The organism is Actinoplanes sp. L3-i22, from assembly GCF_019704555.1.
Taxonomy (GTDB): domain Bacteria; phylum Actinomycetota; class Actinomycetes; order Mycobacteriales; family Micromonosporaceae; genus Actinoplanes.
Genome location: NZ_AP024745.1, coordinates 5,140,470 through 5,165,722, shown reverse-complemented (window position 1 = coordinate 5,165,722; position 25,253 = coordinate 5,140,470). Strand labels below are relative to the sequence as shown.

Below are 25,253 nucleotides of genomic sequence, written 5' to 3'. Positions count from 1 at the left end.
CGCCGGAGTCAGCTGTCAGCGCACCTCATCGCGGCAGTGCGCCGTCGCTTCTACGCTCAGGGCGTGGAGACTCCCTCGCTCGATCCCAGCCGCGACATCTCCTTCCCCGTGTTCGACGCGGTGCGCGAGGAACTCGGAGAACCGGCGTGGGACGGGTGGATGGAGACCCGAGGAGCGGTCGTCGGAGTAGCACGGGTCCGCGGAGGCGCCCCGGACGACGAGAACAAGTCTGATCTTCCCGGCGTCACGGTGTGGTCCTTCGCGCCGGAACGCTTGTCGGGCGTCTATTCCGGTCCGTCCCTCCAAGCCGTACTGGCATTCTCGGACCGTTTCGCGGAGAGCCAGCACCTCTCGGTACCAGACGCCACCGAGCAACTCATCGAACTCGTCTCGTCCGGCGGAGCCCTCGTCACCGCAACCATCGACGGCAACCCGACGCCCGGCAGGATGTTCGAGATACCCGGCCTCGGCTGGCTCGTCACCTCGGTCGAACCCGCCCACGCTTTCGCCGCGACCTTCTTCCACACGCCGGCAACCCTCAACTTCCAGCGGCTCACCCACTTCGACAACTGACGAAGGCCTCGCCCTGCCCTGGCCGGTCACCCGTCGGCCACTCGGACATCAACGAACGGACGGCCCAGCGACGCGTTCGATGCGTGGCTTGATTATCGGCGGGTAAATCGCACGGCCGGGAAGCGTTTTGACGGGCCGTCGAGCAGGCGGTTGTCGCGCCCCCGAAGAAACTTGTCGAAGAACGCGGCCAGATAGGTGTGCTGGGTCCGGAGCGACTCCCCCGGCGCGATCGTGCCGATAAAAGCGGAGTACTTTTCGGCCGGCTGACCCAGGCCGACCTGGATCTGCGGCAACAACGACTGGAAGTCGAGGAAGGAAAACTGGCCGGCATCGACCAACTCGGTCTCCCGCCGCCAGCCATGCAGGTTCTGCCACTGGCTGTCCCACATCGGATCCGCACCCACCAGAGTCGGACCCATGACGAACGTCGGGCGGTCCACCCGCACAGCGGGAAGCCACGGCAGGCGGAGGTCGCTGTTCTCATCCTGGACGCTCACCACGGTGTCCCCTACGAACGCCGCGTCGATCCGCGGGTCGTCGTGCAGCAGTTGCAGACTCATCAGTCCGGTGGACCAGCCACCGCTGAACACCCCGACCCGCTGTAGATCGAGTGCCCGGCGCAGTCCTCGGGGAAGCACCTGACCGCTGATGTCGGCGTTCTTGCCGTTCTGGAGTGACTGCAGTTGGTCCAGGACGAATCTGGCGTCAGCCACCCGGGAGCCATAGACTTTTTCCCGCACGAACTGCACCAGGTCGGGGAAATCGGTCGGCGGATTCGCCGCCGGATCAGCGGGCACACTCCGGCCGCCGGGGAAGAGCACCGGAGTCTCGAACGTCGGCTCGGAAGCCACGACGATGTAACCGCGGCTCGCCATCTCCGCCATGGCGATCCGGATGTGTGACGCGCTTCCCCAATGTTCGAGCGGCCGCACCAGGATGGGCCATCCACCCTCGACGGTCTTCACCGGTGCGTTCGTGTAGGCGTGCGTACGGGCGCCGGCCCAATCGACCAGGCCCGGCCGCTCGTCCACGAGCGGGTCGTATCGCTCCCCCGCGACCGCCGCCAGGCCAGGGGTGAGCCAGCCGGACCGTTCATGACCTCGGATGTCGTCGGCCGGGTAGGTGACGCTGACCATCAGTTCCCGATAGGGCTGCCCGGTCATGTACGGATCAGGACGGGAATGGTCGACCAGGTGCAGATCGGTGACGCCCACCCGGTACGGGCCGGTCGGCGCCGGCAAGCTCAACCGCAGCGGAATGCGCTGCGCCTGCGGTGCGGCGTGCGCGGCTGTACCGGTGAGCGCCGGCGCGGCGACAGACGCGGCGGCCATTCCCAGCAATCTACGGCGGGACATGTGCATGAAATCGGCCTCCAGCCAGAATCGACTTCCGGCGGAAAGTCTGACGAGACGTCATTGGGAGGAAGCTGAGCGGTTCTCAGCGAGCGCACAGAGAGGGCCACGGCTTCGATCCACCACTCAAATGGGCTCGTCCCTCCAACGCGCCATGGAGCAGCGTCCCTTCCGCACGCCGGGCAAGGCACCTCGGAAGTACGAAAAGGCTGCGCGAAGCCGCGTCAGGCGACGAGGTCCGGATGCGGTCGCGGCGCCGGAAACCATCACTACCCCCTGCCGGCAGCAGGCCACGACGCACCTGGACACCGTCTGCACCGCGGTCGACACCGATGCGGGCGCGGGCCCAGGTCGTACGCAAAGAATATGGTCCTCCGCCCGGGGCACGGGATGGTCCCGGCTATTCCAAAAATAGATGGATGTAGATAGCGTCACACCTGTCACAGCCGGTGACGGCCAGACCGCCGCACCGGAGGCCTAGCCTGCCCGCCACCCCCGCGGGCGGGGAAGGAGTACCTGACATGGTGCGAAAATCCCTGGTCGTCGCGTTGGCGACCGGTACCGCCGCGGCCTCGGCGCTGGTCGCGGTGTCCGCCCCGGCGGTTGCGCAGCCGAGCGCCCCGGCGGTGGACGCGGTCGCCCAGGCCGACGCCGTGGTGGCCGCCCGGCCGGCGGTTCTGCAGGCGAGCGGGCATGACGCCTTCCGGCGCAGCCAGGTCGTCCAGTCGCAGGGCCTGACGTACGCGGCATACGACCGCACCTACAAGGGTCTGACGGTCAAGGGCGGCGACCTGGTGATCGTCACCGACAGCGCCGGCCAGACCCGGTACACCTCGGTCGCGCAGAGCAGCCCGATCGGGGAAATCTCCACCACGGCGAAGATTTCCGCCAACACCGCTACCGCCACCGCGAAGAAGCAGCTCAAGACGGTCAGCGGGGTCGAGGGCACGCAGCTGATCGTGGTCGCCGCCGAGGGGCAGGCGGCCCGGCTCGCCTACGAGACGACGGTCAACGGCACCAGCGCCGAGGGCGTCAGCCGCCTGACCGTCGACGTGGACGCGGTGACCGGCGCGGTGCTCGGCTCGGAGGAGCACGTCACCGAGGTGACCGGCTCCGGGACCGGCTGGATCAACGGCTCGGTGTCGCTGAACACCACGCTGTCCGGCTCGACGTACTCGCTCAAGGACCCGTCCGTCACGAACCTGAGCTGCCAGGACGCCTCCACCCGGGCGACCTTCACCGGCTCCGACAACGTGTGGGGCAACGGCGTCGGCACCAGCAAGGAGACCGGCTGCGTGGACGCGCTGTACGTGGCGCAGAAGCAGGTCTCGATGCTGTCGTCGTGGCTCGGGCGCAACGCGCAGAACGGCTCGGGCGGCGCCTGGCCGATCCGGGTCGGGCTGAACCAGCAGAACGCGTACTACGACGGCACCCAGGTGCAGATCGGCAAGAACACCGCCGGTAAGTGGATCTCGTCGCTGGACGTCGTCGGCCACGAGCTGGGTCACGGCATCGACGACAAGACCCCGGGCGGCATCTCGAAGGGCGGCACCCAGGAGTTCGTCGCCGACACCATCGGGGCGGCGACCGAGGCGTTCGCGGCCAACCCGAACGACCCGGCCGACTACCAGGTCGGCGAAGAGGTCAACCTGGTCGGCAGCGGCCCGATCCGGTACATGTACAACCCGTCGCTGGCCGGGGACAGCAACTGCTACTCGTCCAGCACGCCGGGCTCCGAGGTGCACGCCGCGGCCGGTCCCGGCAACCACTGGTTCTACCTGCTGGCCCAGGGCAGCAGCGGCAACGGCCAGCCGGCCAGCCCGACCTGCAACAGCTCCACGGTGACCGGGGTCGGCATCCAGACCGCGATCAAGATCATGTACAACGCGATGCTGCTGAAGACGTCCAGCTCGTCCTACGCCAAGTACCGGGTGTGGACGCTGCAGGCCGCGAAGAACCTGTACCCGGGCAGCTGCACCCAGTTCAACGCGGTCAAGGCCGCCTGGAACGCGGTCAGCCTGCCGGCCCAGTCCGGCGAGCCCACCTGCTGATTCCGCTGATCTGCGGCCGGGCCGGCGAGCTGCCGGCCCGGCCGTTTCACGCGCTGAGCCCGGAGCCGCCGCCGACCACGATGTTCTCGCCGGTCAGGTAGGACGCGCCCGGCGAGGCCAGGAACGCGACCACCTCGGCGATCTCGTCGGCGGTCCCGAGCCGTCCGAACGGGATCCGCCCGCCCATCGCGGCCTGCGCCGCCTCGACGCTCATCCCGAACTTCGACCAGATCGGAGTCGCGATGGCGCCGGGGCTGACCGCGTTCACCCGGACACCCCGAGGAGCAAGTTCAAGAGCCAGCGACGGTACGAGGGCAAGCACCGCCCCCTTGCTGGCAGCCGCGGCCGATCCCGCGCCGATCCCCCGGGTCACCCCGATCCCGACCGTGAAGATCACGCTGCCCCCGTCGTTGAGCAGCGGCAGCGCCTTCTGCAGCGTGAAGAACTGCCCCTTGAAGTTGACCGCGAGCAGGTCGTCGACGGTCGCCTCGTCGTAGTCCTCGATCGGCAGCCCGCGGACCAGCCCGGCGTTGAGGAACAGCACGTCCAGCGACCCGAACCGCTCGCGCAGCTCCCCGACCACCCGATCGGTGTCCGCGAGTGATCGCGCGTCGGCCCGAAGAACGACCACCTCGTCCGGCAGTTGCGCCCGGGCCGCCTCGACCGACTCGGCCGTCGAACCGGTGACCGCCACCCGGTATCCGGTCCGGTGCAGCAGGGCGGCGGTGGCCAGCCCGATCCCGCTGGTCCCGCCGGTGATGAGCGCTGTGCGTGAAGTCATGCGCCCACGCTAGGAAGGCCGGCACCCCGGCGTAAAAGACCGGTTTCACCTCGGGTGATACCGATCAGGCATCATGGCTGGGTGGACATCGACCTCCGGCTGGTCCGCTACTTCACCGTGGTCGCCGAGCACGGCAACTTCCACCGCGCGGCCGCCGCCCTGCGGACCGCCCAGCCGTCGCTGAGCCGCCAGATCCAGCAGCTGGAGAAGGTGCTCGGCGTGCGCCTGTTCGAGCGCACCCGGCAGGGCAGTCACCTGACCGCCGCCGGCCAGGCGTTCCTGCCCGAGGCGCTCGCGCTGCTGACCGCGGCCGAGCGCGCGGTGGACCGGGCCCGGTCCGCGAACGGCTCGCCGACCCTGCTGATCGGCCACACCGGCAACCTGATCGTCACGCCGGTGGTCCGCGAGCTGCGCCGTCGTGGCATCAGCGCGCGGACCCGGCACCTCACCCAGCCGGACGTGGCCGCGGCCCTGCTCGACCGCCGGGTCGACGTGGTGCTCGCCCGCACCCCGTTGCCGGCCGGCCGGTTGCGCGTCACGGTCCTCTACGACGAGCCGAAGGTGCTGGTCGTGCCGGTCACCCACCGGCTGGCCGGCAAGGAGTCGGTGAGCCTGGCCGACTTCGCCGACGAGCCGCTGGTCCGCTACCCGGATCCGGCGCTGGACGCGTACTGGCGGATCGATCCGCGCCCGGACGGCCGGCCCGCCCCGGACGGGCCGGTCGCCGCGACCATGGAGGACAAGCTCGAGCTGGTCGCGGCCGGGGACGCGCTGACCATGGCCCCGCTGGGCGGCGACGACACGGCCCTGCGCCGGGACCTGACCTGGGTCCGGGTCCACGACGTCGAGCCGTGCCGGGTGCTGGTCGCCGCCCGGCCCGGGGAGACCGGCCCGCTGGTCGAGGAGTTCACCAGGGTCGCGGCCGCGCTGCTCGGCGGGGTCAGGGAGCGCTGAGCGCCGGCTCCCGCGGTTCCGGCTCGGCGGCCAGCTGCCGGGCCAGCTTCTCGCCCTCCACGTCCACGTCCGGCAGCACCCGGTCGAGCCAGCGCGGCAGCCACCAGGCGGCACGGCCGAGCAGCGAGAGCACGGCCGGGACGATGGTCATCCGTACGATGAAAGCATCGACGGCGACGCCGAAGGCGAGCGCGAAACCGAGCGATTTGATGATCGTGTCGTCGGCGAGGATGAACCCGGCGAACACGCTCATCATGATCAGCGCGGCCGCGGTGACCACCCGGGCGCCGTGCCGCATCCCGGCGACGACCGCCTCGTCCGGTCCGGCCCCGTGCACGAACTCCTCCCGGGTCCGGGTGACCAGGAAGACCTCGTAGTCCATGGCCAGCCCGAACAGGATCCCGATCAGGAAGATCGGCATCACGCTGACGATCGGCCCGGTCGACTCCAGCCCGATCAGCCCGGCGAGATGTCCGTTCTGGAACACCGCGACCAGCGCCCCGAACGCGGCGGCCACCGACAGCAGGAAGCCGGCCGTCGCCTTGAGCGGCACCAGCACGCTGCGGAACACCAACATCAAGAGCACAAAGGCAAGACCGACAACGATTGCGAGGTACGGGATCAGCGCCGCGCTCAGCTTCTCCGAGATGTCGATGTTGACGGCCGTCGGCCCGGTCACCGCCAGGCCGGGCACGTGCCGGCCCCGGATCGCGTGCACGAGGTCCTTGGTCGCCTCGGCCGTCGGCGCGCTGGACGGCACCACGGTCAGCATCGCGGTGTCCCCGGCCGGGTTCACCGTCGGCGGAGTGACCGCGGCGACGTCCGGCAGGGTGGCGATCGCCTGCTGCGCCCGGCCCGCCTCGGCGGCGCCGACCACGATCACCAGCGGCCCGTTGAAGCCCGCGCCGAACCCCTCGGCGAGCTGGTCGTAGGCCTTGCGCTGGGTGGAGTCCACCGCGGCGGTGCCGTCGTCGGGCAGCGCGAGCCGCAGGTCGAGCGCCGGGACCGCGGCCACGGCGAGCACGCCCAGCGAGAGCAGCAGCGCCACCCAGCGGTGCCGCAGCACGCCCCGGCCCCAGCGCTCGCCGAACGGCAGCTTGTGGCCGGGCTGCGCGGGGGCGTCCCGGTTCTTGCGGGGCAGCACCTTGCGGCCGGCGAAGCCCAGGATCGCGGGCAGCAGACTGAGCGTGACCAGCACGGCGACGGCGACCGTGCCGGCCGCGGCGATGCCCATCGCGGTCAGGAACGGCACCCCGGTCACCGACAGCGCGGCCAGCGCGATGATCACGGTGAGGCCGGCGAAGACCACGGCCGACCCGGCGGTCCCGACGGCCCGGCCGGCGGCCTCCTCGCCGTCATGGCCCCGGCCCAGCTCGTGCCGGTAGCGGGAGACCACGAACAGCGCGTAGTCGATGCCGACGGCCAGCCCGAGCATGGTGGCCAGCGCCGAGGTCGACGACGACAGGTCGAAGAACCCGGTCGCGGTCTGGATGCCGAGCATGCCCAGGCCGACCCCGACGATCGCGGTCAGCAGCGGCAGCCCGGCCGCGACCAGCGACCCGAACGTGATGAGCAGGACGAACGCGGCGACCAGGATGCCGATCGCCTCGCCGGCGTGGCTCTCGGTGGTGGTGTCGGTGACCTCGCCGGAGTACTCGACCCGGACGCCGCCCGTCTCCGCGGTCGCGCCGGCGGCCAGCAGCGCCGTACGGTCCGCGGTGCTCACGTCGGTGGCCGCGACCGGGTAGGTGATCGTCGCGTACGCCGTCTGCTGGTCTTGGGAAATGGTCTTGGTCTTGAAGGGGTCCGCGACCGCGGCCACCCGCGGCGCCTGCTGGAGGGCGGCGACCGCCGTCTCGATCGCCGCCTTCGGGCCCGCGTCGGTCAGCTTGGCGCCGCCGGTCACGGTGAAGACGACCCTGGCGGTGGCGGCATCGGAGTCGGCGCCGAACTTCTCCCGCAGGACCTGCAGCGCCCGCGACGACTCCGTGCCCGGAATCTCGAAGGCGCTGCTGGTCGGCGCGGACAGCGTGACCGCGCCCAGGCCCAGCACGGCCAGGATCAGGACCCACACCGCGAGGGTGAGCCGTCGACGGCGGAACGAGAACCGGCCGAGCCGGTAGAGCAAGGTAGCCACGTCCCCTACGGTTCCGGGATCGCGCCGCCGGGGCGTCCCGCCGACGCAGGCGCCGGTGTACTGCGGGCGCGGTATCTTCCGGCCGGGCGGATACCACGGGAACAGGTCGAAGATCGGCGCGCGCCCGCCTACCGTCGGCGTCATGCACGACGTCATGGCCCGGTGGGTTCCGTTCTGGCTGCTGCGGCAGCGTGCCCGCCTCGGCGACGTGGGGCTCGCCGCGGTCGTGGTGGCGATCATCCTGAAGATGGAGCAGACCGCGCTCACCGGCCTGGCCCTGGCCTTCGCCGGGATCGTCGCGGCCGCCGTCCTGGCCCGGCGCCGGTTCCCGCGCGGCAGTCTGGCCGTGGTCACCGCGCTCGCCTGCGGCACGCTCGCCGTGGACCCGCCGGTCCCGGGCGTGTTCATCGCGGCCGGGGTGCTGCTCTACTCGGCGGCGCTGTACAGCCCGGTGCGCCGGCCCTGGTTCTACGCCCGGGCGGTGTTCGTGGCCCTGATGGTGGCCGGCACCATCTTCCACTTCACCACCTGGTGGAATCTGAACCTGCTCGGCCTGTTCGCGTGGGTCTTCGGCGGGGCCGGGGTCGGCGACTCGATCCGGATGCGGCGCGCCTACGTCGCCGCGGTCGTCGAACGGGCCCGGCAGGCCGAGCTGACCCGCGAGGAGGAGGCCCGCCGCCGGGTCATGGACGAGCGGCTGCGCATCGCCCGGGAGCTGCACGACGTGGTCGCCCACCACATCGCGGTGATCAGCGTGCACGCCGGCGCCGCCACCCACGCGCTGCAGGGCCAGCCGGAGAAGGTGTGGCCGGTGCTCGGGCACATCCGGGAGGCCGCCGACACCGTCCTCGATGAGATCAAGTCGGTGATCAGCGTGCTCCGCGACCCCGGCGAGCTGGACAGCACCGAGCCCACGCCCGGCCTGGACCGGCTGCCGGAGCTGCTCACCACGCTGCGCACGATGGGCTTCGCGGTCCGCCACCAACAGCACGGCGACGCGCGGCGGCTGCCGGCGGTGACCGATCTGGCCGCCTATCGGATCGTGCAGGAGGCGCTGACCAACGCCCACAAGTACGGTGACGGGAGCGCGCTGCTCGACGTCACCTATGCGCCCGGGACGGTCTCCGTGCAGGTCACCAACAAGATCGCTTGGCCACGGAGCAAAGCGACCGGGTCCGGGTACGGGCTGATCGGGATGCAGGAGCGGGCGTCGGCGGCCGGTGGGACGGTCACCGCCGGCCCGGTCGCCGGCGGCTGGTTCCGGGTCCACGCCGTCCTCGCCGCCCCGGGGCTCGGCAGCGCCGCTGATCTTGATGGCCCGGCCGACTTTGATGACCCGGCCGGTTTTGATGGCCGGATGTCGCACGCCGTTACTCGGGGAGCGCCGGCGTGACCATCCGCGTGCTGCTCGCCGACGACCAGGCGCTGATCCGGGCCGGCTTCCGCATGATCATCGACGCCGACCCGGGCCTGGAGGTGGCCGGCGAGGCCGCCGACGGGCGCGAGGCCGTCGACCTGTGCCACACCGCCCGGGTCGACGTCGTCCTGATGGACATCCGGATGCCGCAGATGGACGGCATCGAGGCCACCCGCCGGATCGCCGGCGACGAACGGCTCGCCGGGGTCCGCGTCCTGGTGCTGACCACGTTCGACAACGACGACAACGTGGTCCTGGCCCTGCAGGCCGGCGCCAGCGGCTTCCTCGGCAAGAACGTCGCCCCGGCCGACCTGGTCAGCGCCGTCCGGGTGGTCGCGGCCGGCGACGCCCTGCTCTCCCCGAAAGCGACCCGCGGCCTGGTCAGCCGGTTCATCCAGCAGATCCGCCCGCCGACAGCCCCGGCCCCGGAGGCGCTGCGGCACGTCACCGACCGGGAGCGGGAGATCCTGCTGCTGGTCGCGCACGGCCTGACCAACGACGAGATCGCCCAGCGCCTCTACGTCTCACCGCTGACCGTGAAGACCCACGTGAACCGCACGATGGTCAAACTGAACGCCCGCGACCGCGCCCAGCTGGTCGTCTTCGCCTACCAGAACGACCTGCTCCGCCCCGGCGACCCCCTACCCGGCGACACCTGATCGCGACGCCTACCCTCGTTGATCATGAACGAGTCGGACGTGCGGATCAGCGGCAGAGACCGGATCCTCGGGGTCCTCGGCGTGCTCTTCTTCGGAATCTGGACGGTCTTCTTCGGCATCGGCGCCGTCCTGATGATCGCGATCCTCGCGGGCGGCGCCGACAACCCGGTCGAGACGATCCTGCTGGCCATCGTGTGTGCCGCGATCTCGGTCTTCAACAGCCGGCGCCTCCGCGGTCCACTTCGCCGCCTGCGCCGGACACAACAGGAACCGGCTCCGACCGAACCACGCTGACCCAGGTCCGGGGAGATTCCTTCCAGCCGCGAGAACGCCGCAGGCCGTGCGCGTTTGCGGGGTTTCACGCACGGCGACGATCGGAGCGCGGGTTGCCGGTGGGAGGTCGTCCAGCCGGGCACTCCGATTTCCAGGGAAAGTGGCAAGCTGCCGGAATGAGCTTCTTCGATCGCTTTCCGAGGCCGGCTGTCCCTGAGCCGGAGTCGGCGCCGTCGCGGCAACCTGGATGGGCGAGGCCGGACGACGCGCTGGGCGGCTTGGTCGCCAAGGAGATCATCCTGGCCCGCGGCAGTGACGCCGTCGTCGCCGTGAGCGGGATAGCTGCCTACCCGAACGGATTTGCGTTCACCCTCACCGTGGTCCTGCGGCAGGAGGATCGTCGTGGTGAACTGTTCAACCAGGCCTTTCACCGCGACTTCTATGACGAGGACCCGCCTTCGCCGGGGTTCCTGCGTCTCGGCGTGCAGTTCGCCGACGGTGCCGCCGCCAGCAATCTGGGCCGCCATCCGCATCTGGACCCGTCGGCAGACCCGGTCGGCCCGCTGTTGATGCACGGCAGTGGCGGTGGGGGCGGGCGACGGTACGAGACGAGCTACTGGGTGTGGCCGCTGCCGCCGCCCGGCCCGATGACGTTCGTCTGCGAATGGCCGGCACACGCAATCGGCGAATCGCGGGCCGAGGTGGACGCCGAGCTGATCCGCGACGCCGCGACGCGATCGGTCTCCCTGTTACCCGACGATGAGCAGACCGGCTGACCACACAATCGGGCTACACGTTCTCCCGCCGCTCCGGCCGTGCCGGCGGTCAACCGGCCGAGCTGTCGCGGCGGGCGCGTCAGGGGTGGGTTCGGTTGTGGCTCAGGGGATCGTCGGGGGCCTGGTATCGGAGGTACAGGCCGCTTCTGGCGGTGCGGCGCCACGGGCGGGCGTAGTTCTCGGTGGTGAGGTCGAGGTCGGCGGTGGCGATGGCGGCTACCGGGTCGGGCGGGCATCGGGTGAGCCATTCGCCGTCCGGGGTGACGACTCCCGAAGAGGCGTTCGGGGCATCCTGGGCGGTGGTGGCGTAGCTGACCCAGTAGCTGTTGGCGGCGGCGAGCGCCCGGGCTTGCAGGGCGAACGGGCCGTTGTTGGTGGGTGTGCCCGGTCCGTGGGTGGAGAACAGGACGCAGTCGACGTCGAGTCGTTCGTACTCCATGAACACTTCGGGGAACGTCGCTTCCATGCCCATCGCGCAGCCGAAACGGACGCCGTCGACGGTGAACGTGACCGGCGCCGAGCCGGGCGTGTACATGTAGCTGACCTTGGTCTTCGACAGCATCCGCTCGTCGTACCGGGTAGCGACGGTGCCGTTGTCGGAGATGACGTAGAGGCTGAGGTGCGGACGGCGAGGTGCGGTCAGCGGGTGGATCGAGCCGAGGACCGTCCACAGCCGCAGCTCGCCGGCGAGATTCGCGATGGCTTCCAGCTCGTCCGCGAGCGTTGCCCAGTCGGCGCGGTCCCAGTCGGCCGGGCCGACCTGCTCGGGTCCGGTGGCCGACATGATCCTCTTGTTCGGGCAGCTCAGCGCGTCCTCGGGTAGGTGCAGCAGCCGGGCTCCCGCCTCGTGGGCCGCCCGCATGAGGTGGCGGATCCGGTCGCCGCAGTCGCGTAGCGCCGCGGTGTCGCCGGGATCGGGCTGGACGGCGAGCTGGGCGACGGACAGTCGCATCAGGGTGTTCCGTGGCATCGGTTCTCCTTGCGGAGTCGTGCGGAGGAGGTGCCGTAGCGCAGCGGTGTAGGACTCGCCGGTCTTGGCGGCGCGAGCGCGTACCTGACGCTTGAAGTTCCTGTTGGCTGTCATTTGGGGTCCTCCGCTGTCCCGTGCGTCGATCCCCCGCGCGATCAAGACGTCCGGAACCAGCGAATGATGACAGCGACCCGAGACGAAAGTCCCTTTGCCTCCACGAGGACCGCGCGTCGGGGGCGGTCACCGGAGGTTGGGCGCGAGCCACGCCGAAGGCGACGATAGCAGCATCGTGCTGAGGCCGCCATCAGCGTGCGGCATCCGGATCTGCCGACGAGAGCCAGTGCCCTCGACAGTGTGCGACCGCGCTTACTGCCGCGAGTCAGTCGCCCGATGGACTGACGAAGCGGACTGATGAAACGGGCGGCACGTCATCCTCAGCCCGAGGTTCGCCGGGTGATGTCTTCGGCCTGCGCCAAGAGTTCCGGCGCGAGTTTTGCCCGTGCGTCCAGCACTTCAATGCCGATCAGGCGGCCGGTCGCATCGAAATCTAGATTGATCATGCCGGCTACGTCGATCGGATCGCACGGATACATCTTGGCCACCTTGGCGCCGGCTTGCTGGAAGTAGATGTAAGCCGCATTTGCCACCTCGTCGTACGTGACTTTCAGCGGCACCATGGCAAAGATTCTGCCAGCTGCGGGCGGCCATCCACCGCCAGGGCACTTGCGCTCATGCCGTCGCCAGGAAGTGCCGATGACCGGCCCGCACACTCTCGCGACAGGACCCACGTTTCAGGTTGTCAAGCGGGCATGCAGGGTGGCGAGGTCGGCCTCGGGCAGACCATTGTCCAGGAGAAAGTCGGGCATCGTCAGCGACCCGATGGTCGAGGTCAGTGACGCCGCGATGGTGGTGCCGTGGCTCGCCAGGCATTCGTTCACGGCGGCGAGCTGGTCACCGAACCCGAGTTCGGCGTACCGCTGCCTCATCCGCTCGTAGGTCAGCAGGTAGTCGGCGATGATCTCCTCGGGTGACGCCGCGGCCAGCGTCAGCAGCACCAGAGCGAGCAACCCGGTACGGTCCTTGCCGCCGGCGCAGTGGAACACCACGCAACCCGGGGCGGCAGTGGCGATCGCCCGCGTGGCGGCGACCACCCGCTCGGGATGCTCGGCCAGCATCGCCGGGTAGTAGAGCGGTGAGGCCAGGTCGTCGATCTTCTGCCAGTGCTCGTAGAACGGTGTACCCAGCGGCTCCAGCGGGACCCGCACCGTGGTGATCCCCGGCGGTCTCGACGCGACGTCCGGCCGGCACTCGTCGGCATTGCGCAAATCGACCACGGTCCGGACCCCGTGCGCCCAGGCCGTCGCCCACCCCGACTCGCTCAACCGGGTCGGCGCTTCCATCCGGACCACCGCACCGGGTCGCACCTGGCCGAGGCCGCCCAAGTCACGGACGTTGACACACCCGTCCCACGCGAGCTCCCGACCACCAGCCACATTCATGGCGCTCCCTCTGCCGCGGCAGCATTGCTGCGAACGCACCACACACGGCATCCCTACCCAGCGAACCGCAGGCGACGCCCCGCCACGACCGCTCGCCAAACAGCTCCGCACCCAGATCGACAAGCCCCGGCCACGGTAGTCAGCATGGGCAACCCTCGTCCTCGGAGTCCAGCAAGGCCACGAGGTCGTCAAGTTCCAAGGGCGGAATCTACCGGCGGCCGACGAGTGAACGACAAGATCGGACCGGCTAACCTGCCTTCGCGTCAGCCGGTGAAGTGACAGGAGGCAGTGGTGGTAACGCGGAAGAGTTCCGTCGTCGAGGTGCCGTATGACGAGCGCGGGAACCTGCTGTTCTACGTCGAGGGGCCGCGCGGCCACTCCTACCTGGACGACGACGTGCATTGGGTGGCGTACACCATGCGGCCCAACGTCGCCTTCGACGCGACGTTGACGCTTGACTCGATGCGGTCCGGGCGGTCGGCGAAGTATCTGGTCTGGCGGGACGCCGACGGCCATCACTTCCCGATGTTCATCTCCGACCTCACGACCATGCTGCCCCTGGTGACCGTGCGCCTGGGCGTCGTGTCCGGCACCTGGATCGTCCGGAAGAAGGGTCAGAACTTCGGGATCGCGCTGGCCTCCGGCAGCTGACTCACGCCGTACCGGAAAGCGGATTTGATCTTGGGGTGAAGGTCCGATGGTGTGGTAGACCGGAGGCGTGGCGATCATGCGGGATCAGGACGGGGTGCTGGAGCGGATCCGGCAGGGGCTGCTCTACACCGAGTCGGAGGCGTCGTTCCAGGATCCGTTGCGGCGCGCGGACCTGGTCTTCGAGTACAACAGTGTGCGGCCCGGCGACACCGAGCGGCGCCGGGCCCTGCTGGAGCGGATCCTCGGGTCGGTCGGCGCGCGGACCGTGCTGCTGTCGCCGTTCCACGCCGGGTTCGGCAGCAAATGTGCACCTCGGTGACGACTTCTTCGGCAACGTCAATCTGACCTTTGTCGACGATGTGGAGATCCGGATCGGGAACGGGGTGATGATCGCGCCGAGTGTCACCCTGACCACGACCGGGCATCCGATCCACCCGGCGCTGCGGGAGGATTTCCGGCGGTTCTCGGAGCCGATCGTGATCGAGGACCGGGTGTGGATCGGCAGCAACGTGGTGGTGCTGCCGGGGGTGCGGATCGGCTACGGCGCGGTGATCGGCGCGGGCAGCGTGGTGAGCCGGGACGTGCCGCCGATGACGGTCGCGGTCGGGGTGCCGTGCCGGGTGGTCCGCGAGATCACCGACGCGGACCTGGAGTCCCGGACCGGGCTCACTCCCCCCAGCTGATGCCGAACGCCGCGACCGGGTCGAGGACGGCGCCGCCGGCGTAGTCGAACGCGTAGCGATCCTGGCCCAGGGCGGCGACCGCGGCGGTGCGGGCGCGGGCGACCTCGACCGCGTCGTCCGGGTCGGGCACCTGGCGGACCGCGGCGAACGCGCTGTCGGTGAATCCGATCATCCGGGCCGCCCGCGGGTGGTCGCCGTCGGCGGCGGCCATCGCGGCGGCGGCGATCCCCAGGTACGGCACGAAGTTGCGGTACCCGGCCCGGAACACCCGTTCGCGCCCTTCGGCGAACAGTTCCCGGGCCCGGTCCAGGTTGCCCAGGTACAGCTCGATGAAGGCCAGGTTGTAGTACTCGGCGTTGACGTGCTCGTCCTGCCCGAGTTGCTCGTTGAGCGCGATGCTCGCCAGGTACCGCTCGCGGGCCAGCGGGTAGTCGCCGGACAGCCGGGCGACCGCGGCCAGCACGTGCCGGGGCCGTTCCTCGAGCCGCCGGTCGCCGGAGCGCACCGCCACGTCCAGCGCGGTGCGGGCCAGGTCCTCGGCCCGGACCAGGTCGTCGCCGCGCAACGCGACCCGCGCCATCGCGTAGAGCCCTTCGACCTCCCCGGCCGGCTCCCCCGCCGCCCGGGCCCGCGCGACTTCGGCCTCGGCCATGGTCAGGACCGCCGCGGAGTCGCCGCGCCGGAACGTGGTGCGCACCGCGTCCTGGAAGCTGACGTCGCGCAGCCACAGCACCGCGGCCAGGAACTCGGCCGGCTCCTCGAGATGTCCGAAATGGCCGCTGTGTTCCAGGAGCACCAGCCGCGAGCCGGGGATGCCGTCGTGCAGCATCGTCGCCCGGTCCGGCCCGCAGGCGAAGTCGTGCCGGCCGGTCACCACCACGGTCCGCGCCCGGATCGAGGCCAATTCCGGCCGGTGGTCGACGTCGCTCGCGTCGAACCGGACGTCCCAGACCTGGATGCTGTCGCGCAGCGGCTCGAACTCGGCGCGCCGGCCCCAGTAGTCGGCGAAGTAGATCGGCAGGACGGCGCGCATCCGGGCGGTCTTGGCCACGTCGCCGCGCACCACCTGCGGGTCCGCCATCACGGCCGCCACCTCGGCCGCCTCCGGCACGTGCGGGTGACGGGCCGGGTAGGCGGCGGCGTTCGCGGCGACGGCCGCCCAGAACGCCGCGTCGATCACCGGGGTCGTGCTGTACAGCGCGAGCCCGGCGACCCGCTCCGGGTGCCGGATCGCGAAGCGCTGCCCGATCACCCCGCCGTGCGAGTGCCCCAGCAGATGCGCCTTCTCCACCCCGAGATGATCAATCAAGGACAGGAGCATTTCGACGTACGTGTCCACGTACGTCGCACCGGTCGGCAGCGGTCCGGAGTCCCCGGTGCCGACCGGCTCCGGGTAGACCATCGTGAAGTGCTGCTCCAACCGCGGCGAGCGCAGGTAGGGCCAGCCGACGCCCGGCCCGCCGGCGTGCGCGACCAGCACCGGCCCGTCGCCGGCGACGTGGTAGACCTGCCGCACGCCGTGCGCGGTGAAGGCGTGGGTTCCGGGGCTGAGGTTGCTCATGCTGGTGACTCCTGCGTGCGGTGATCAGCGGCTCTGGCGGGCCAGCCAGGCCAGGGTGTCGTCGGCGACCGCGCGCCAGCCGTGGTCGAAGGGCGCGCTGTGGCCGCGGTCGGAGTAGGTGATCAGGTCGGTGGTGGCCGGCGAAGTGGCGTAGAGGCGGTGCGCCGCCTTCACCACCACCTCGGGCACGGTGTGGTCCTGGCCGTTGGCCATCAGCAGCAGCGGGCCGCGCCCGGCGCGGGCCGGGTCGACGGTGGTCGCCGCGTTCGGGGTGAAGTTCGCGAACGACGCCTCGAACAGCGGGCGCCCCGGGCCCGGGATGCTCAGCCGCCGGTAGAGCTCGTCCGACTCGGCCCGGTCGAGGGCGTTGCCGAACGAGAACGCCCACTGCTTCTCGGTCAGGGTGACCGCCTTACGCCGGTTGGCCGGGCGCGAGGTGACCGGCAGGCTGGAGCGCAGCAGGTTCAGCGGCAGCGCCCGGATCCCCTTGATCGGGGCCGGCGAGATCGCGACGGCGGCCGCGGGCAGGCCACGGTCGAGCAGCTTCTCCACGATCAGCCCGCCGAACGAGTGGCCGATGACGATCGCCGGCTCGTCGAGTCCGGCCAGGAACGCGGCGTACGCGTCGGTGATCTGTTCCACGCCCACCCCGGCCTGCCCCGACGGGTCGGCCCGGGTGGCGTCGACCGTTTCGGCGTCGCCGGGCCAGCCCGGTGCGTACGTCGTGAAGCCCTGTTTGTCGAAAAGTTCCTGCCACGGCTGCCAGGACACCGCGTGCACCCAGAGCCCGTGAACGAAAACCACCGGTCTGCCCATTTTCCTGCCCCCACCCTCATCGTGTCGCTCCGACAGTGGGAAAAGCTAGGCGGGGCCACTGGAGGACGAGTGAACGATCACTGGAGCGGGGCCGCCGGCCGGGCGCCGGCGGCCCCGGGGCTCACGCGGTCTCGGTGATCGGCCGGTCCACCCAGCTCATCATGCCGCGCAGTTGCCGGCCGGTGACCTCGATCGGGTGCGCGGCGCCCTGCTCGCGGTACTTGGTCAGCAGCGGGCGGCCGTTGTCGTCGTCCTCGATCAGCCGCCGGGTGAACTCGCCCGAGCGGATCTCGGCGAGGATCTGCACCATCTCGGCCTTGACCGCGGCGTTGATCACGCGCGGGCCGGAGACGTAGTCGCCGAACTCGGCGGTGTCCGAGACGCTGTAGCGCATCCGGGAGATGCCGCCCTCGTACATCAGGTCGACGATCAACTTCAATTCATGAAGGCATTCGAAGTACGCGATCTCGGGCGCGTAGCCGGCCTCGGTGAGCACCTCGAAGCCGGTCTGCACCAGCGCGCTCACGCCGCCGGCCAGCACCGCCTGCTCGCCGAAGAGGTCGGTCTCGGTCTCCTCGGTGAACGTCGTCTCGATCACGCCGGCCCGGGTGCCGCCGATCGCCTTGGCGTACGACAGGGCGAGCGCGAGCCCGTCGCCGGCCGGGTCCTGCTCGACGGCGACCAGGCAGGGCACGCCCTTGCCGTCGACGTACTGGCGGCGGACCAGGTGGCCGGGGCCCTTCGGGGCGACCATCGCGACGGTCACGTCGGCCGGCGCCTTGATCAGGCCGAAGCGGATGTTCAGGCCGTGGCCGAAGAAGAGCGCCTTGCCGGCGGTCAGGTTCGGCGCGATCGACTCGGTGTAGATCTTGCGCTGGGCGGTGTCCGGCGCCAGCACCATGATCACGTCGGCCCATGCGGACGCCTCGGCCGGAGTCTGCACGGTCAGGCCCTGTTCCTGCGCCTTCGCCCGGCTCTTCGAGCCCGCCGGCAGGCCGACGACGACCTCGGCGCCGGAGTCCCGCAGCGACAGCGCGTGGGCGTGGCCCTGGCTGCCGTAGCCGATCACCGCGACCCGGCGGCCCTGGATGATCGCCAGATCGGCGTCGTCGTCGTAGTACACCTTCGCGGTCAAATTCTTACCTCTCCTCAGGGGCGGAAAACGTCGTCCATGTCGCCACGACGCGGAAGCCCATCGATTCGTACAGCGGCCGGCCGGCCGCCGACGGGTTCAGGTACGCCACGTCGGCGCCGGCCGCGAAGCCGTCGGCCAGCACCCGGGCGGTCATCGCCCGGCCCAGGCCGCCGCCGCGGGCGGCCGGGACGACGGCGATGTTGTAGACGCCGATCACCGCGTCGCCGAGCACGCCGAGGCCGGTCGCCACCGGCACGCCGGACACGTGTGCGAGGTAGCCGGTGAAGCCCGGGGCGGCCAGCACTCCCCCGCCCATCAGCGTGCCGAACGCGTCCACCGGCGCCTCGAATCCGGCGGCCAGCACCTCGGTGTAGACGTCGCCGGCGTCCGCGCCGGCCGGTCGCACCCGGCCGGCCTGTGCGGTGTTCACGTCCAGCACGGCGTCGGCGGCGGCGCAGGCCATCAGCGGCATCCCGGCGCGTCCGGTCAGGCCGTGCCGGGCGGCGGTCGCGGCGACCGCGTCGGCGTTGTCGGCGCGGCAGACGATCGACCAGGGCACGCCGAGGCGGGCCAGCTCGGCCGCGCACCCGTCGAGCGCGACCAGGTCGGGCTCGGCCGTCATGGTGTAGGCCACGTTCAGCGTGGCGATCGCGGCCCCGGTCACGATCGTGCCGGCCGCACCGCGCTCGGTGCGCCGGCCCCGGGGCGTCGCGTCGGCCAGTCGCCGGAGCGCGTCGAGCCAGGCGTCCGCCAGCCGGTCCGGCCGGGGGCTCTTCGGATTGTTCACGTTCACCCAGATGCGCGCCGACGGCCGGAAGTTCGATCCGCGCGTCAAGAACTTCTCCAGTGGGCGTCTCTAGCGTCGCCGCCATGCTGTTGCCCGAGACGGAGATCGAACTGCTCGTCCGCGCCGCCCAGTGGGGGGACGCGACCAGCCTCACCGCCCTGTTCCAGGCGCACTACGCCGGCATGCGGTCGGTCGCGAACCAGATCCTGGGCGCCGGCCCGGACGCCGAGGACGCCTGCCAGGACTCGGCGATCGCCGCGCTGGCCACCATCCGGGAGCTGCGTGACCCGGCCGCGGTCCGGGCCTGGCTGCACACCATCGTGCGCAACACCTGCCGGTCGAAGCTGCGGGTACGCCGGCCGATCCCGCTCGACGTGGTGGCCGCGGACCTGACCGCCGACGACCGCGACGCCCCGCACGCCGGTGTGGACCGGGACGCCGAGCGGGACTGGATCCGGCACGCGATCGGCCGGCTGTCCCCGGCGGCCCGGCCGGTCGCGATGCTGCGCTACTTCCTGGCCTGCAACTCCTACCAGCGGATCGCCGCGCTGTGCGGGATCCCGGTCGGCACGGTCCGCAGCCGGCTCAGCGAGGGCCGCCGGCAGCTGGCCACGGTGCTGCCGCAGGTGCGCGACGAGCGGCACGCGGACTTCGCGGCGCTGACCGCCGCACGGTGGCAGGAGGCGGACGCGGTGCTGGCCGCGACCCCGGCCGGCGCGCTGCCACGGGCGGTGCGCGGGCGCTGGGCGTGGGACACCGACGTCTGGTGGCCGGACGGCCGGCGCACGGCCGGGCTGGCGTCGGTGCTCGACACGCTGCGCCACGACCGGGCGGCCGGCCTGCGGCACCGGCCGGTCGAGGTGATCGCCGGGCCGGGCATCACCGTCTGGGAGACCGCGACGCGCACCTGGGTGCTGCACGAACGCGAGGGTCAGGTGCGCGAGGTGCGGCTCGCCGACTGATCACCAGGACCACCACGCCGTACGGCGAAGTCGTGGGCATTCGCCGGGCGGACAGGTCACGCACCCGCGGCCCGGACCACGGCGCGGGTGGTCCGGGCGATCCTGGCCGCAGGCGCAGGTCGCCGCGGCGATCGCCGCGTCGGAGGGCAGCGGATCGCACGGCACGATCGACGGGTCGTTCGAGTCGTGGGGCATCGGGGGTGTCCAATCGCGAGTGGTGACCGAGACCACTCGACGGTAGGTCGGCCCTGTTGAACCGCACTTGACGTGGACCCGATCGATCGTTCACTGCCCGGTTCAGACCGGCCGGGACAGTTTCAGCGCGAGTTCGCGCAGGCCGGCCTGCATGTGCCGCGGCCCGCCGCCCTGGAACGATTCAAGCACCTCGCTGGCCCGGTCGAACGCCTCGCCCGCGCCGGCCAGGTCGCCGGTCATGATCAGCAGCTCGGCCAGGCTCCGGAACGCCTCGAAGTGATACGGGCCCTGGCCCACCGAGCGGGCCGCCTCGGCACCGAGTTTCAGCTGGTGGACCGCGTCGTCGGTACGGCCCAGGTCGACCAGGTTGTGCGCGATGGAGACCCGGATCATGGCCTCCTCGTGCCGGCGGCCGACCCGCAGGTTGAGCTCGAGGGCCTGCTGCAGCACCCGGGCGGCCGCCTCGTGCTGGCCGAGCCGGGCCAGCGAGCGGCCCTTGCAGTCCAGGCTGCGCACCTCGGAGGTGGCGTTGCCGACCGCCCGGCACAGCGCCACCGCCTCCTCGGCGCGGGCCAGCGCCTGCTCGTGCTCGCCGAGCACGGTGAACACCGAGTGGAAGTTGACCTGGGTGAGCGCCTGTTCCAGCAGCATGCCGTGCTCGACGAAGACCTGCAGCGCGGCCGAGAGCAGGGCCAGCGACTCGTCGTTGGCGTCGAAGAACCAGCGGGCCCCGGCCAGGCTGCGCAGCACGTGCGCCTCGCCGATCACGTCGCCCTGCTCGCGGGCGGCCCGCAGCGCGAAGCGCATCACGTCCTCCCAGTCCTGGAAGTAGCCGAACCACTCGAAGTACTGCTGCATGGTGATCGCCAGCTGCCACGGCACGATGCCGTAGCCGAGGTCGGCGGCCACCCGGACCGCCTCCTTGAGCACCTCGCGCTGGCCGGCGAACCAGCCGATCGACTCCGGGTAGGTGAGCGGCCGCTCCGGCACGACACCGGGCTCCGGCGGCTCCGGCGCGATCGGGATCCGGTTCGGCGCCAGCACCACCTGCGCGTTGAAGCTGCTGTGCAGGTAGTACTGCAGCAGGCGGGTGGTCGCGGCCCGCCGCTCGGCCGCCGGGTCCGCCGTGCTCAGAAGTTCTTCGGCGTACGCGCGGACCAGCACGTGCGAGGCGTAGGAGCCGTCGTCGCCCTCGGCGACCAGCGCCGCCCCGGCCAGCTCCTCCAGCTCGGCGCGGGTCCGGTCCAGGTCGCGCCCGGACAGGCTCGCGCACGCCGCCAGGCTGATCCCCGGGGTCAGTGCCACCGACAGCAGCCGGAACAGCCGGGCCGCGTCCGGGCTCAGCTGCCGGTACGACCAGGAGAACGCGGTGCGCGGATCGGTGACGCCGCGCCCCTCCGGGAAGGCGGCCAGCCGGGCGCCGTCACGTAGTTCGGCGGCGACCGTCGTCAGGGACAGATTCGGCCGTACGCACAGCCGGGCGGCCAGGATCGCCAGGGCCAGCGGCAGCCGCCCGCACAGCTCGATGATCTCGTCGAGGGCGCCCGGTTCGAGCCCGGCGGCGCCCGGCCCGCGCGCGGCGACCAGCCGTTTCAGCAGGATCTCCCGGGCGTCCGGCAGCTCCGGCACGTACGCCCGGTACAGCCGCGCCCCGTCCGAGGCGGCCAGCCCGACCAGCGGGCGCCGGCTGGTGATCAGCACCAGGCTCTCCACCGAGCTGGGCAGCAGCGGGCGGGCCTGCGCGGCGTCGCGCACGTCGTCGAGCAGGACCAGGATCCGCTTGCCGGCGGTCAGGCTGCGGTACGTGCCGACCAGCGCGTCGAAGGTGTCCGGGACGTCCCCGGCGCGCAGGCCCAGCGCGTACAGCAGCGAGCGCAGCGCGTCGCCGACCGGGACCCCGCCGTCCTCGCCCTCGTTGCCGCGCAGGTCCAGGTAGAGCTGCCCGTCGGTGAAGTCACCGGCGACCTGGTGGGCGAAGTGCGCGACGATCGTCGACTTGCCGACCCCGCCCATCCCGTCGACGCCGACCACCATCGGGCTGGTCCGGCCGGTGTCGCGCATGCTCAGCAGCAGGTCGTGCAGGACGCGCAGCTCGTACTCGCGGCCGACGAACATCGGCTGGTCCGGCGGCAGCTGCGCCGGGCGCAACAGCGGCGCGGCGGCCACCACGGCGGCCGGCTCGGCGGCGGGCGGCGCGGCCTGGGTCAGCACCCGCTGGTGGGCCTCCTGCAGGTCGCGGCCCGGATCGATGCCGAGTTCGTCGACCAGACGTTCGCGCAGGTTGCGGTAGACGTCCAGGGCCTCGGCCTGGTGCCCGGCCGCGGCCAGCGCGGTCATCAGGGCGGCGTGCACCGGCTCGTGCAGCCGGCTCATCCGGGCGGCCAGCCGCAGCGCCGGCAGCACCCGCGCCGGCGCCCCGGTCCGGGCGCTGATCGCGGCGGCGGCCACCGCCGCGTCGTAGAACTCGCCGTCGATGCCGGCGAACGTCGCGGTGGCCCCGGTGGTGTCGGCCAGGGTGTCGCCGGCCGGGCCCTGGCACAGCCGCAGCGCCGCCACGTAGTCGTCGAGCGCCGCCGGCAGCCGGTTCTGCCCGGCCGCCTCCTTCGCCCCACGCACCAGCCGGCGGAACGCCACCAGGTCGAGCGTCTGCGGCCCGGCGGTGAAGCGGTATCCGCTGTCGTGCCGGGTCAGGTACGACCCGGCCGAGCGCAGCAGCAGGCCGGGTTCGAGCAGCCGGCGCAGGGCGCCGATGTACTTGTGCACGACGTTGACGGCGCTGGCCGGCGGGGCCTGCTCCCAGATCAGGTCGACCAGGTCGGCCATGCTGATCGGCCGGCCCTCCTGGGCGGCGAGCAGCGCCAGCAGGCAGCGCTGCTGGCGCGGGCCGGCGTCGATCTCCAGGTCACCCCGCCAGACCCGCAACGGGCCCATGATCTGCAGGCGCAACGCATTCTGATCGGTCAATCAAATCCCTCTCCCCCACGAAGCAGCCCCTGAAGCTAGTCAGGGCCAGTGGAGGACCACTGAAGATCGACTGAACCGGATACTTCCAATGATCTTTACAGTTATTGTCGCCTACCGGACGAATTGATACAGCTCACACGGCGTACCGCGAAACGGGTCGAACTTCCGGAGTGCCGGCGCACTCTTGCAGGGCATGACAACTCGCAATCGAACCGGGCGCAGCCCGTGGCACTGGCTGCTGGTGATTCCGATCGTCCTGCCGCTGCTGACGTTGCTGTTCAACACCGACGAGCCGCGACTGGGCGGCTTCCCGCTGTTCTACTGGCTGCAACTGGCCTACGTCGGCGTCGTCGTGCTCGTCACCACCGTCGTGTACCGGCGCACCGAGCGCGGCGGTGACCGCTGATGTGGCGTGATCATCTGACCCAGATCATCGTGTTCGCCGTGCTGTTCCTCGGCGTCAGCGCGCTCGGGTTCGCCGCCTCCCGGTGGCGGCGCACCGGCACCCTCGACCACCTCGACGAGTGGGGGCTGGGCGGGCGCAGGTTCGGCGGCTGGACCACCTGGTTCCTGCTCGGCGGGGACATCTACACCGCGTACACGTTCGTCGCGGTGCCCGCGCTGCTGTTCGCGGCCGGGGCGACCGGGTTCTACGCCGTGCCGTACACGGTGCTGGTCTATCCGCTGGTGATGGTCGCGCTGGTGCGGCTCTGGTCGGTGTCCTACCGGCACGGGCTGGTCACGCCAGCCGACTTCGTGCGCAAGCGCTACCGGTCGCCCGCGCTGGCGCTGGTCGTGGCGGTCACCGGGATCGTGGCGACGATGCCGTACATCGCCCTGCAGCTGGTCGGGATCGAGGCGGCGCTCAAGACGATGGGCCTGGTCGGGGCGAGCGGCTTCGGCCGGCACCTGCCGATCCTGATCGCGTTCGCCATCCTGGCCGCCTACACCTACTCCAGCGGGCTGCGCGCGCCGGCGCTGATCGCGTTCGTCAAGGACAGCCTGATCTACCTGGTGATCATCGCCGCGGTGATCTACCTGCCGATCAAGCTCGGCGGCTGGGGGCACATCTTCGACGCGGCGGCGGCCAAGTTCGAGGCCAGCCCGGCCCCGAACGACGGGATCCTGCTCAACGCCAACAACCAGCTCAACTACGTCACGCTGGCGCTGGGCTCGGCGCTGGCGCTGTTCCTCTACCCGCACACCGCGACCGGGGTGCTGGCCAGCCGCGACCGCGGGGTGATCAAGCGCAACATGGCGGCGCTGCCGGCGTACTCGCTGGCGCTGGGCCTGATCGCGCTGCTCGGCTACGGCGCGATCGCCGCGCACACCACGCCGGTGCTCAACGACAACAACACCATCGTGCCGGCGTTGTTCGACGGGCTGTTCCCGCAGTGGTTCGCCGGGGTCGCGTTCGCCGCCATCGGCATCGGCGCCCTGGTCCCCGCGGCGATCATGTCGATCGCGGCGGCGAACCTGTTCACCCGCAACATCTGGACCGAGTTCTTCGACCGCTCGGCGACCCCGGCCCGCGAGGCCAAGGTCTCGAAGATCGTCTCGCTGCTGGTGAAGTTCGGCGCGCTGCTGTTCGTGGTCGCGATCAGCCCGCAGTTCGCCATCGACCTGCAGCTGATCGGCGGCGTCATCATCCTGCAGACGCTGCCGTCGGTGGGCATCGGGCTGTACACCCGGTGGTTCCACAAGGGTGCGCTGATCGCCGGCTGGGCGGCCGGGATGACCGCCGGGCTGTGGATGCTGTATCTGATCCCCAACCCGGCGACCCACCACGCGCACTTCGGCGGCTCCGCGATCGCGCTGTCCAAGCTGGGCCTGGACTCGCCGCGCACGCTGTACGTCGGCTTCCTCGCGGTCGCCGTCAACCTGCTGGTGGCGACCCTGGTGACGCTGGCGCTGCGGGCGGCGAAGATCCGCGACGACGGCGACGACACCGTGCCGGAGGACTACACCGCCGACCGGTCCCCGGAGCCCGCGGCCGAGCCCGCCGTGCCCGTCGCGGTCTGACGGTCCGGGTCGGGCAAGGGGCGGCCGAGCGCCGC

General features: G+C 71.2%; 24 protein-coding genes. 13 read left to right on the top strand and 11 right to left on the bottom strand.

All coding sequences use genetic code 11. From position 1 onward, the window contains the following. Nucleotides 1-63: 63 nt before the first annotated feature. Nucleotides 64-573, top strand: coding sequence for a hypothetical protein (locus L3i22_RS22945; RefSeq protein ID WP_221329004.1), 510 nt, complete (start codon nt 64-66; stop codon nt 571-573). A 92-nt stretch (nt 574-665) separates the two neighbouring features. Here L3i22_RS22945 and L3i22_RS22940 read toward each other — a convergent pair whose 3' ends face one another. Continuing rightward, on the bottom strand, nt 666-1,904 hold the full coding sequence (locus L3i22_RS22940) for a hypothetical protein (protein ID WP_221329003.1): 1,239 nt from the start codon (nt 1,902-1,904) through the stop codon (nt 666-668). Nucleotides 1,905-2,446: 542 nt separating this feature from the next. Between L3i22_RS22940 and L3i22_RS22935 the strand changes: the two genes are divergently transcribed. Continuing rightward, nucleotides 2,447-3,976: a M4 family metallopeptidase gene (locus L3i22_RS22935; RefSeq protein WP_221329002.1), complete on the top strand. Its 1,530-nt coding sequence runs from the start codon at nt 2,447-2,449 to the stop codon at nt 3,974-3,976. Nucleotides 3,977-4,022: 46 nt separating this feature from the next. Here the strand turns inward: L3i22_RS22935 and L3i22_RS22930 are convergent, their stop codons facing one another. After that, complete coding sequence (locus L3i22_RS22930) at nt 4,023-4,757, bottom strand: SDR family oxidoreductase (protein ID WP_221329001.1); 735 nt, start codon at nt 4,755-4,757, stop codon at nt 4,023-4,025. A gap of 81 nt (nt 4,758-4,838) precedes the next feature. Here L3i22_RS22930 and L3i22_RS22925 point away from each other — a divergent pair, with 81 nt between their 5' ends. Next, nucleotides 4,839-5,711, top strand: coding sequence for a LysR family transcriptional regulator (locus tag L3i22_RS22925; protein ID WP_255658512.1), 873 nt, complete (start codon nt 4,839-4,841; stop codon nt 5,709-5,711). Here L3i22_RS22925 and L3i22_RS22920 read toward each other — a convergent pair. Then, the gene (locus L3i22_RS22920; RefSeq protein ID WP_221328999.1) at nt 5,698-7,848 is read right to left on the bottom strand and encodes an MMPL family transporter; all 2,151 of its coding nucleotides are present in this window, start codon (nt 7,846-7,848) and stop codon (nt 5,698-5,700) included. The genes L3i22_RS22925 and L3i22_RS22920 overlap by 14 nt on opposite strands. 142 nt (nt 7,849-7,990) lie before the next feature. On the opposite strand from L3i22_RS22920, the gene L3i22_RS22915 reads away from it, so the two are divergent. The 4 genes from L3i22_RS22915 (at nt 7,991) to L3i22_RS22900 (ending at nt 10,973) form a co-directional block, all read left to right on the top strand. Continuing rightward, nucleotides 7,991-9,241 carry a sensor histidine kinase gene (locus tag L3i22_RS22915; protein ID WP_221328998.1) on the top strand — a complete coding sequence of 417 codons (1,251 nt, stop codon included), beginning with the start codon at nt 7,991-7,993 and terminating at the stop codon, nt 9,239-9,241. Further along, a complete protein-coding gene (locus L3i22_RS22910) occupies nt 9,238-9,924 on the top strand; it encodes a response regulator transcription factor (RefSeq protein WP_221328997.1) in 687 nt (228 codons plus the stop codon). Before L3i22_RS22915 ends, L3i22_RS22910 begins: the two co-directional genes overlap by 4 nt. 24 nt (nt 9,925-9,948) lie before the next feature. After that, on the top strand, nt 9,949-10,218 hold the full coding sequence (locus tag L3i22_RS22905) for a hypothetical protein (protein ID WP_221328996.1): 270 nt from the start codon (nt 9,949-9,951) through the stop codon (nt 10,216-10,218). Nucleotides 10,219-10,373: 155 nt separating this feature from the next. Continuing rightward, complete coding sequence (locus L3i22_RS22900) at nt 10,374-10,973, top strand: hypothetical protein (protein ID WP_221328995.1); 600 nt, start codon at nt 10,374-10,376, stop codon at nt 10,971-10,973. A gap of 79 nt (nt 10,974-11,052) precedes the next feature. Here the strand turns inward: L3i22_RS22900 and L3i22_RS22895 are convergent, their stop codons facing one another. From L3i22_RS22895 to L3i22_RS22885, 3 genes are all read right to left on the bottom strand, one after another. Further along, complete coding sequence (locus L3i22_RS22895) at nt 11,053-11,943, bottom strand: carbon-nitrogen hydrolase family protein (RefSeq protein ID WP_255658511.1); 891 nt, start codon at nt 11,941-11,943, stop codon at nt 11,053-11,055. 434 nt (nt 11,944-12,377) lie between these two features. Continuing rightward, nucleotides 12,378-12,620: a DUF2283 domain-containing protein gene (locus L3i22_RS22890; protein ID WP_221328993.1), complete on the bottom strand. Its 243-nt coding sequence runs from the start codon at nt 12,618-12,620 to the stop codon at nt 12,378-12,380. A 114-nt stretch (nt 12,621-12,734) separates the two neighbouring features. Then, nucleotides 12,735-13,442 (bottom strand): tyrosine-protein phosphatase, encoded by a 708-nt coding sequence (locus tag L3i22_RS22885; protein ID WP_221328992.1) that lies wholly within the window; start codon nt 13,440-13,442, stop codon nt 12,735-12,737. A gap of 291 nt (nt 13,443-13,733) precedes the next feature. Here L3i22_RS22885 and L3i22_RS22880 point away from each other — a divergent pair, with 291 nt between their 5' ends. The 3 genes from L3i22_RS22880 (at nt 13,734) to L3i22_RS53650 (ending at nt 14,776) form a co-directional block, all read left to right on the top strand. Beyond that, the gene (locus tag L3i22_RS22880) at nt 13,734-14,093 is read left to right on the top strand and encodes a hypothetical protein (protein WP_221328991.1); all 360 of its coding nucleotides are present in this window, start codon (nt 13,734-13,736) and stop codon (nt 14,091-14,093) included. 76 nt (nt 14,094-14,169) lie between these two features. After that, complete coding sequence (locus tag L3i22_RS53655) at nt 14,170-14,412, top strand: maltose acetyltransferase domain-containing protein (protein ID WP_255658705.1); 243 nt, start codon at nt 14,170-14,172, stop codon at nt 14,410-14,412. Further along, nucleotides 14,399-14,776, top strand: coding sequence for a DapH/DapD/GlmU-related protein (locus L3i22_RS53650; protein ID WP_255658509.1), 378 nt, complete (start codon nt 14,399-14,401; stop codon nt 14,774-14,776). Before L3i22_RS53655 ends, L3i22_RS53650 begins: the two co-directional genes overlap by 14 nt. Here L3i22_RS53650 and L3i22_RS53645 read toward each other — a convergent pair. The 4 genes from L3i22_RS53645 to L3i22_RS22850 form a co-directional block, all read right to left on the bottom strand. Then, nucleotides 14,760-16,337 carry an alpha/beta fold hydrolase gene (locus L3i22_RS53645; RefSeq protein ID WP_255658507.1) on the bottom strand — a complete coding sequence of 526 codons (1,578 nt, stop codon included), beginning with the start codon at nt 16,335-16,337 and terminating at the stop codon, nt 14,760-14,762. The genes L3i22_RS53650 and L3i22_RS53645 overlap by 17 nt on opposite strands. A 24-nt stretch (nt 16,338-16,361) precedes the next feature. After that, complete coding sequence (locus L3i22_RS22860; protein WP_255658506.1) at nt 16,362-17,141, bottom strand: alpha/beta hydrolase; 780 nt, start codon at nt 17,139-17,141, stop codon at nt 16,362-16,364. Between the two features lie 133 nt (nt 17,142-17,274). Next, on the bottom strand, nt 17,275-18,288 hold the full coding sequence (ilvC, locus tag L3i22_RS22855; protein ID WP_221328989.1) for a ketol-acid reductoisomerase: 1,014 nt from the start codon (nt 18,286-18,288) through the stop codon (nt 17,275-17,277). Nucleotides 18,289-18,292: 4 nt separating this feature from the next. Next, nucleotides 18,293-19,123: a GNAT family N-acetyltransferase gene (locus tag L3i22_RS22850; RefSeq protein ID WP_221328988.1), complete on the bottom strand. Its 831-nt coding sequence runs from the start codon at nt 19,121-19,123 to the stop codon at nt 18,293-18,295. A 35-nt stretch (nt 19,124-19,158) separates the two neighbouring features. On the opposite strand from L3i22_RS22850, the gene L3i22_RS22845 reads away from it, so the two are divergent. Further along, entirely contained in the window at nt 19,159-20,037 is an 879-nt protein-coding gene (locus L3i22_RS22845; protein WP_221328987.1) for an RNA polymerase sigma factor, read from the top strand. Between the two features lie 297 nt (nt 20,038-20,334). Here the strand turns inward: L3i22_RS22845 and L3i22_RS22840 are convergent, their stop codons facing one another. Further along, nucleotides 20,335-23,196, bottom strand: a complete 2,862-nt coding sequence (locus tag L3i22_RS22840; protein WP_255658505.1) for a BTAD domain-containing putative transcriptional regulator — start codon at nt 23,194-23,196, stop codon at nt 20,335-20,337. Between the two features lie 193 nt (nt 23,197-23,389). Here L3i22_RS22840 and L3i22_RS22835 point away from each other — a divergent pair, with 193 nt between their 5' ends. Next, nucleotides 23,390-23,602 (top strand): DUF3311 domain-containing protein, encoded by a 213-nt coding sequence (locus L3i22_RS22835; protein ID WP_221328986.1) that lies wholly within the window; start codon nt 23,390-23,392, stop codon nt 23,600-23,602. Beyond that, on the top strand, nt 23,602-25,218 hold the full coding sequence (gene mctP / locus L3i22_RS22830) for a monocarboxylate uptake permease MctP (protein WP_221328985.1): 1,617 nt from the start codon (nt 23,602-23,604) through the stop codon (nt 25,216-25,218). The genes L3i22_RS22835 and mctP overlap by 1 nt, the downstream gene beginning before the upstream one ends. Nucleotides 25,219-25,253: the final 35 nt, after the last annotated feature.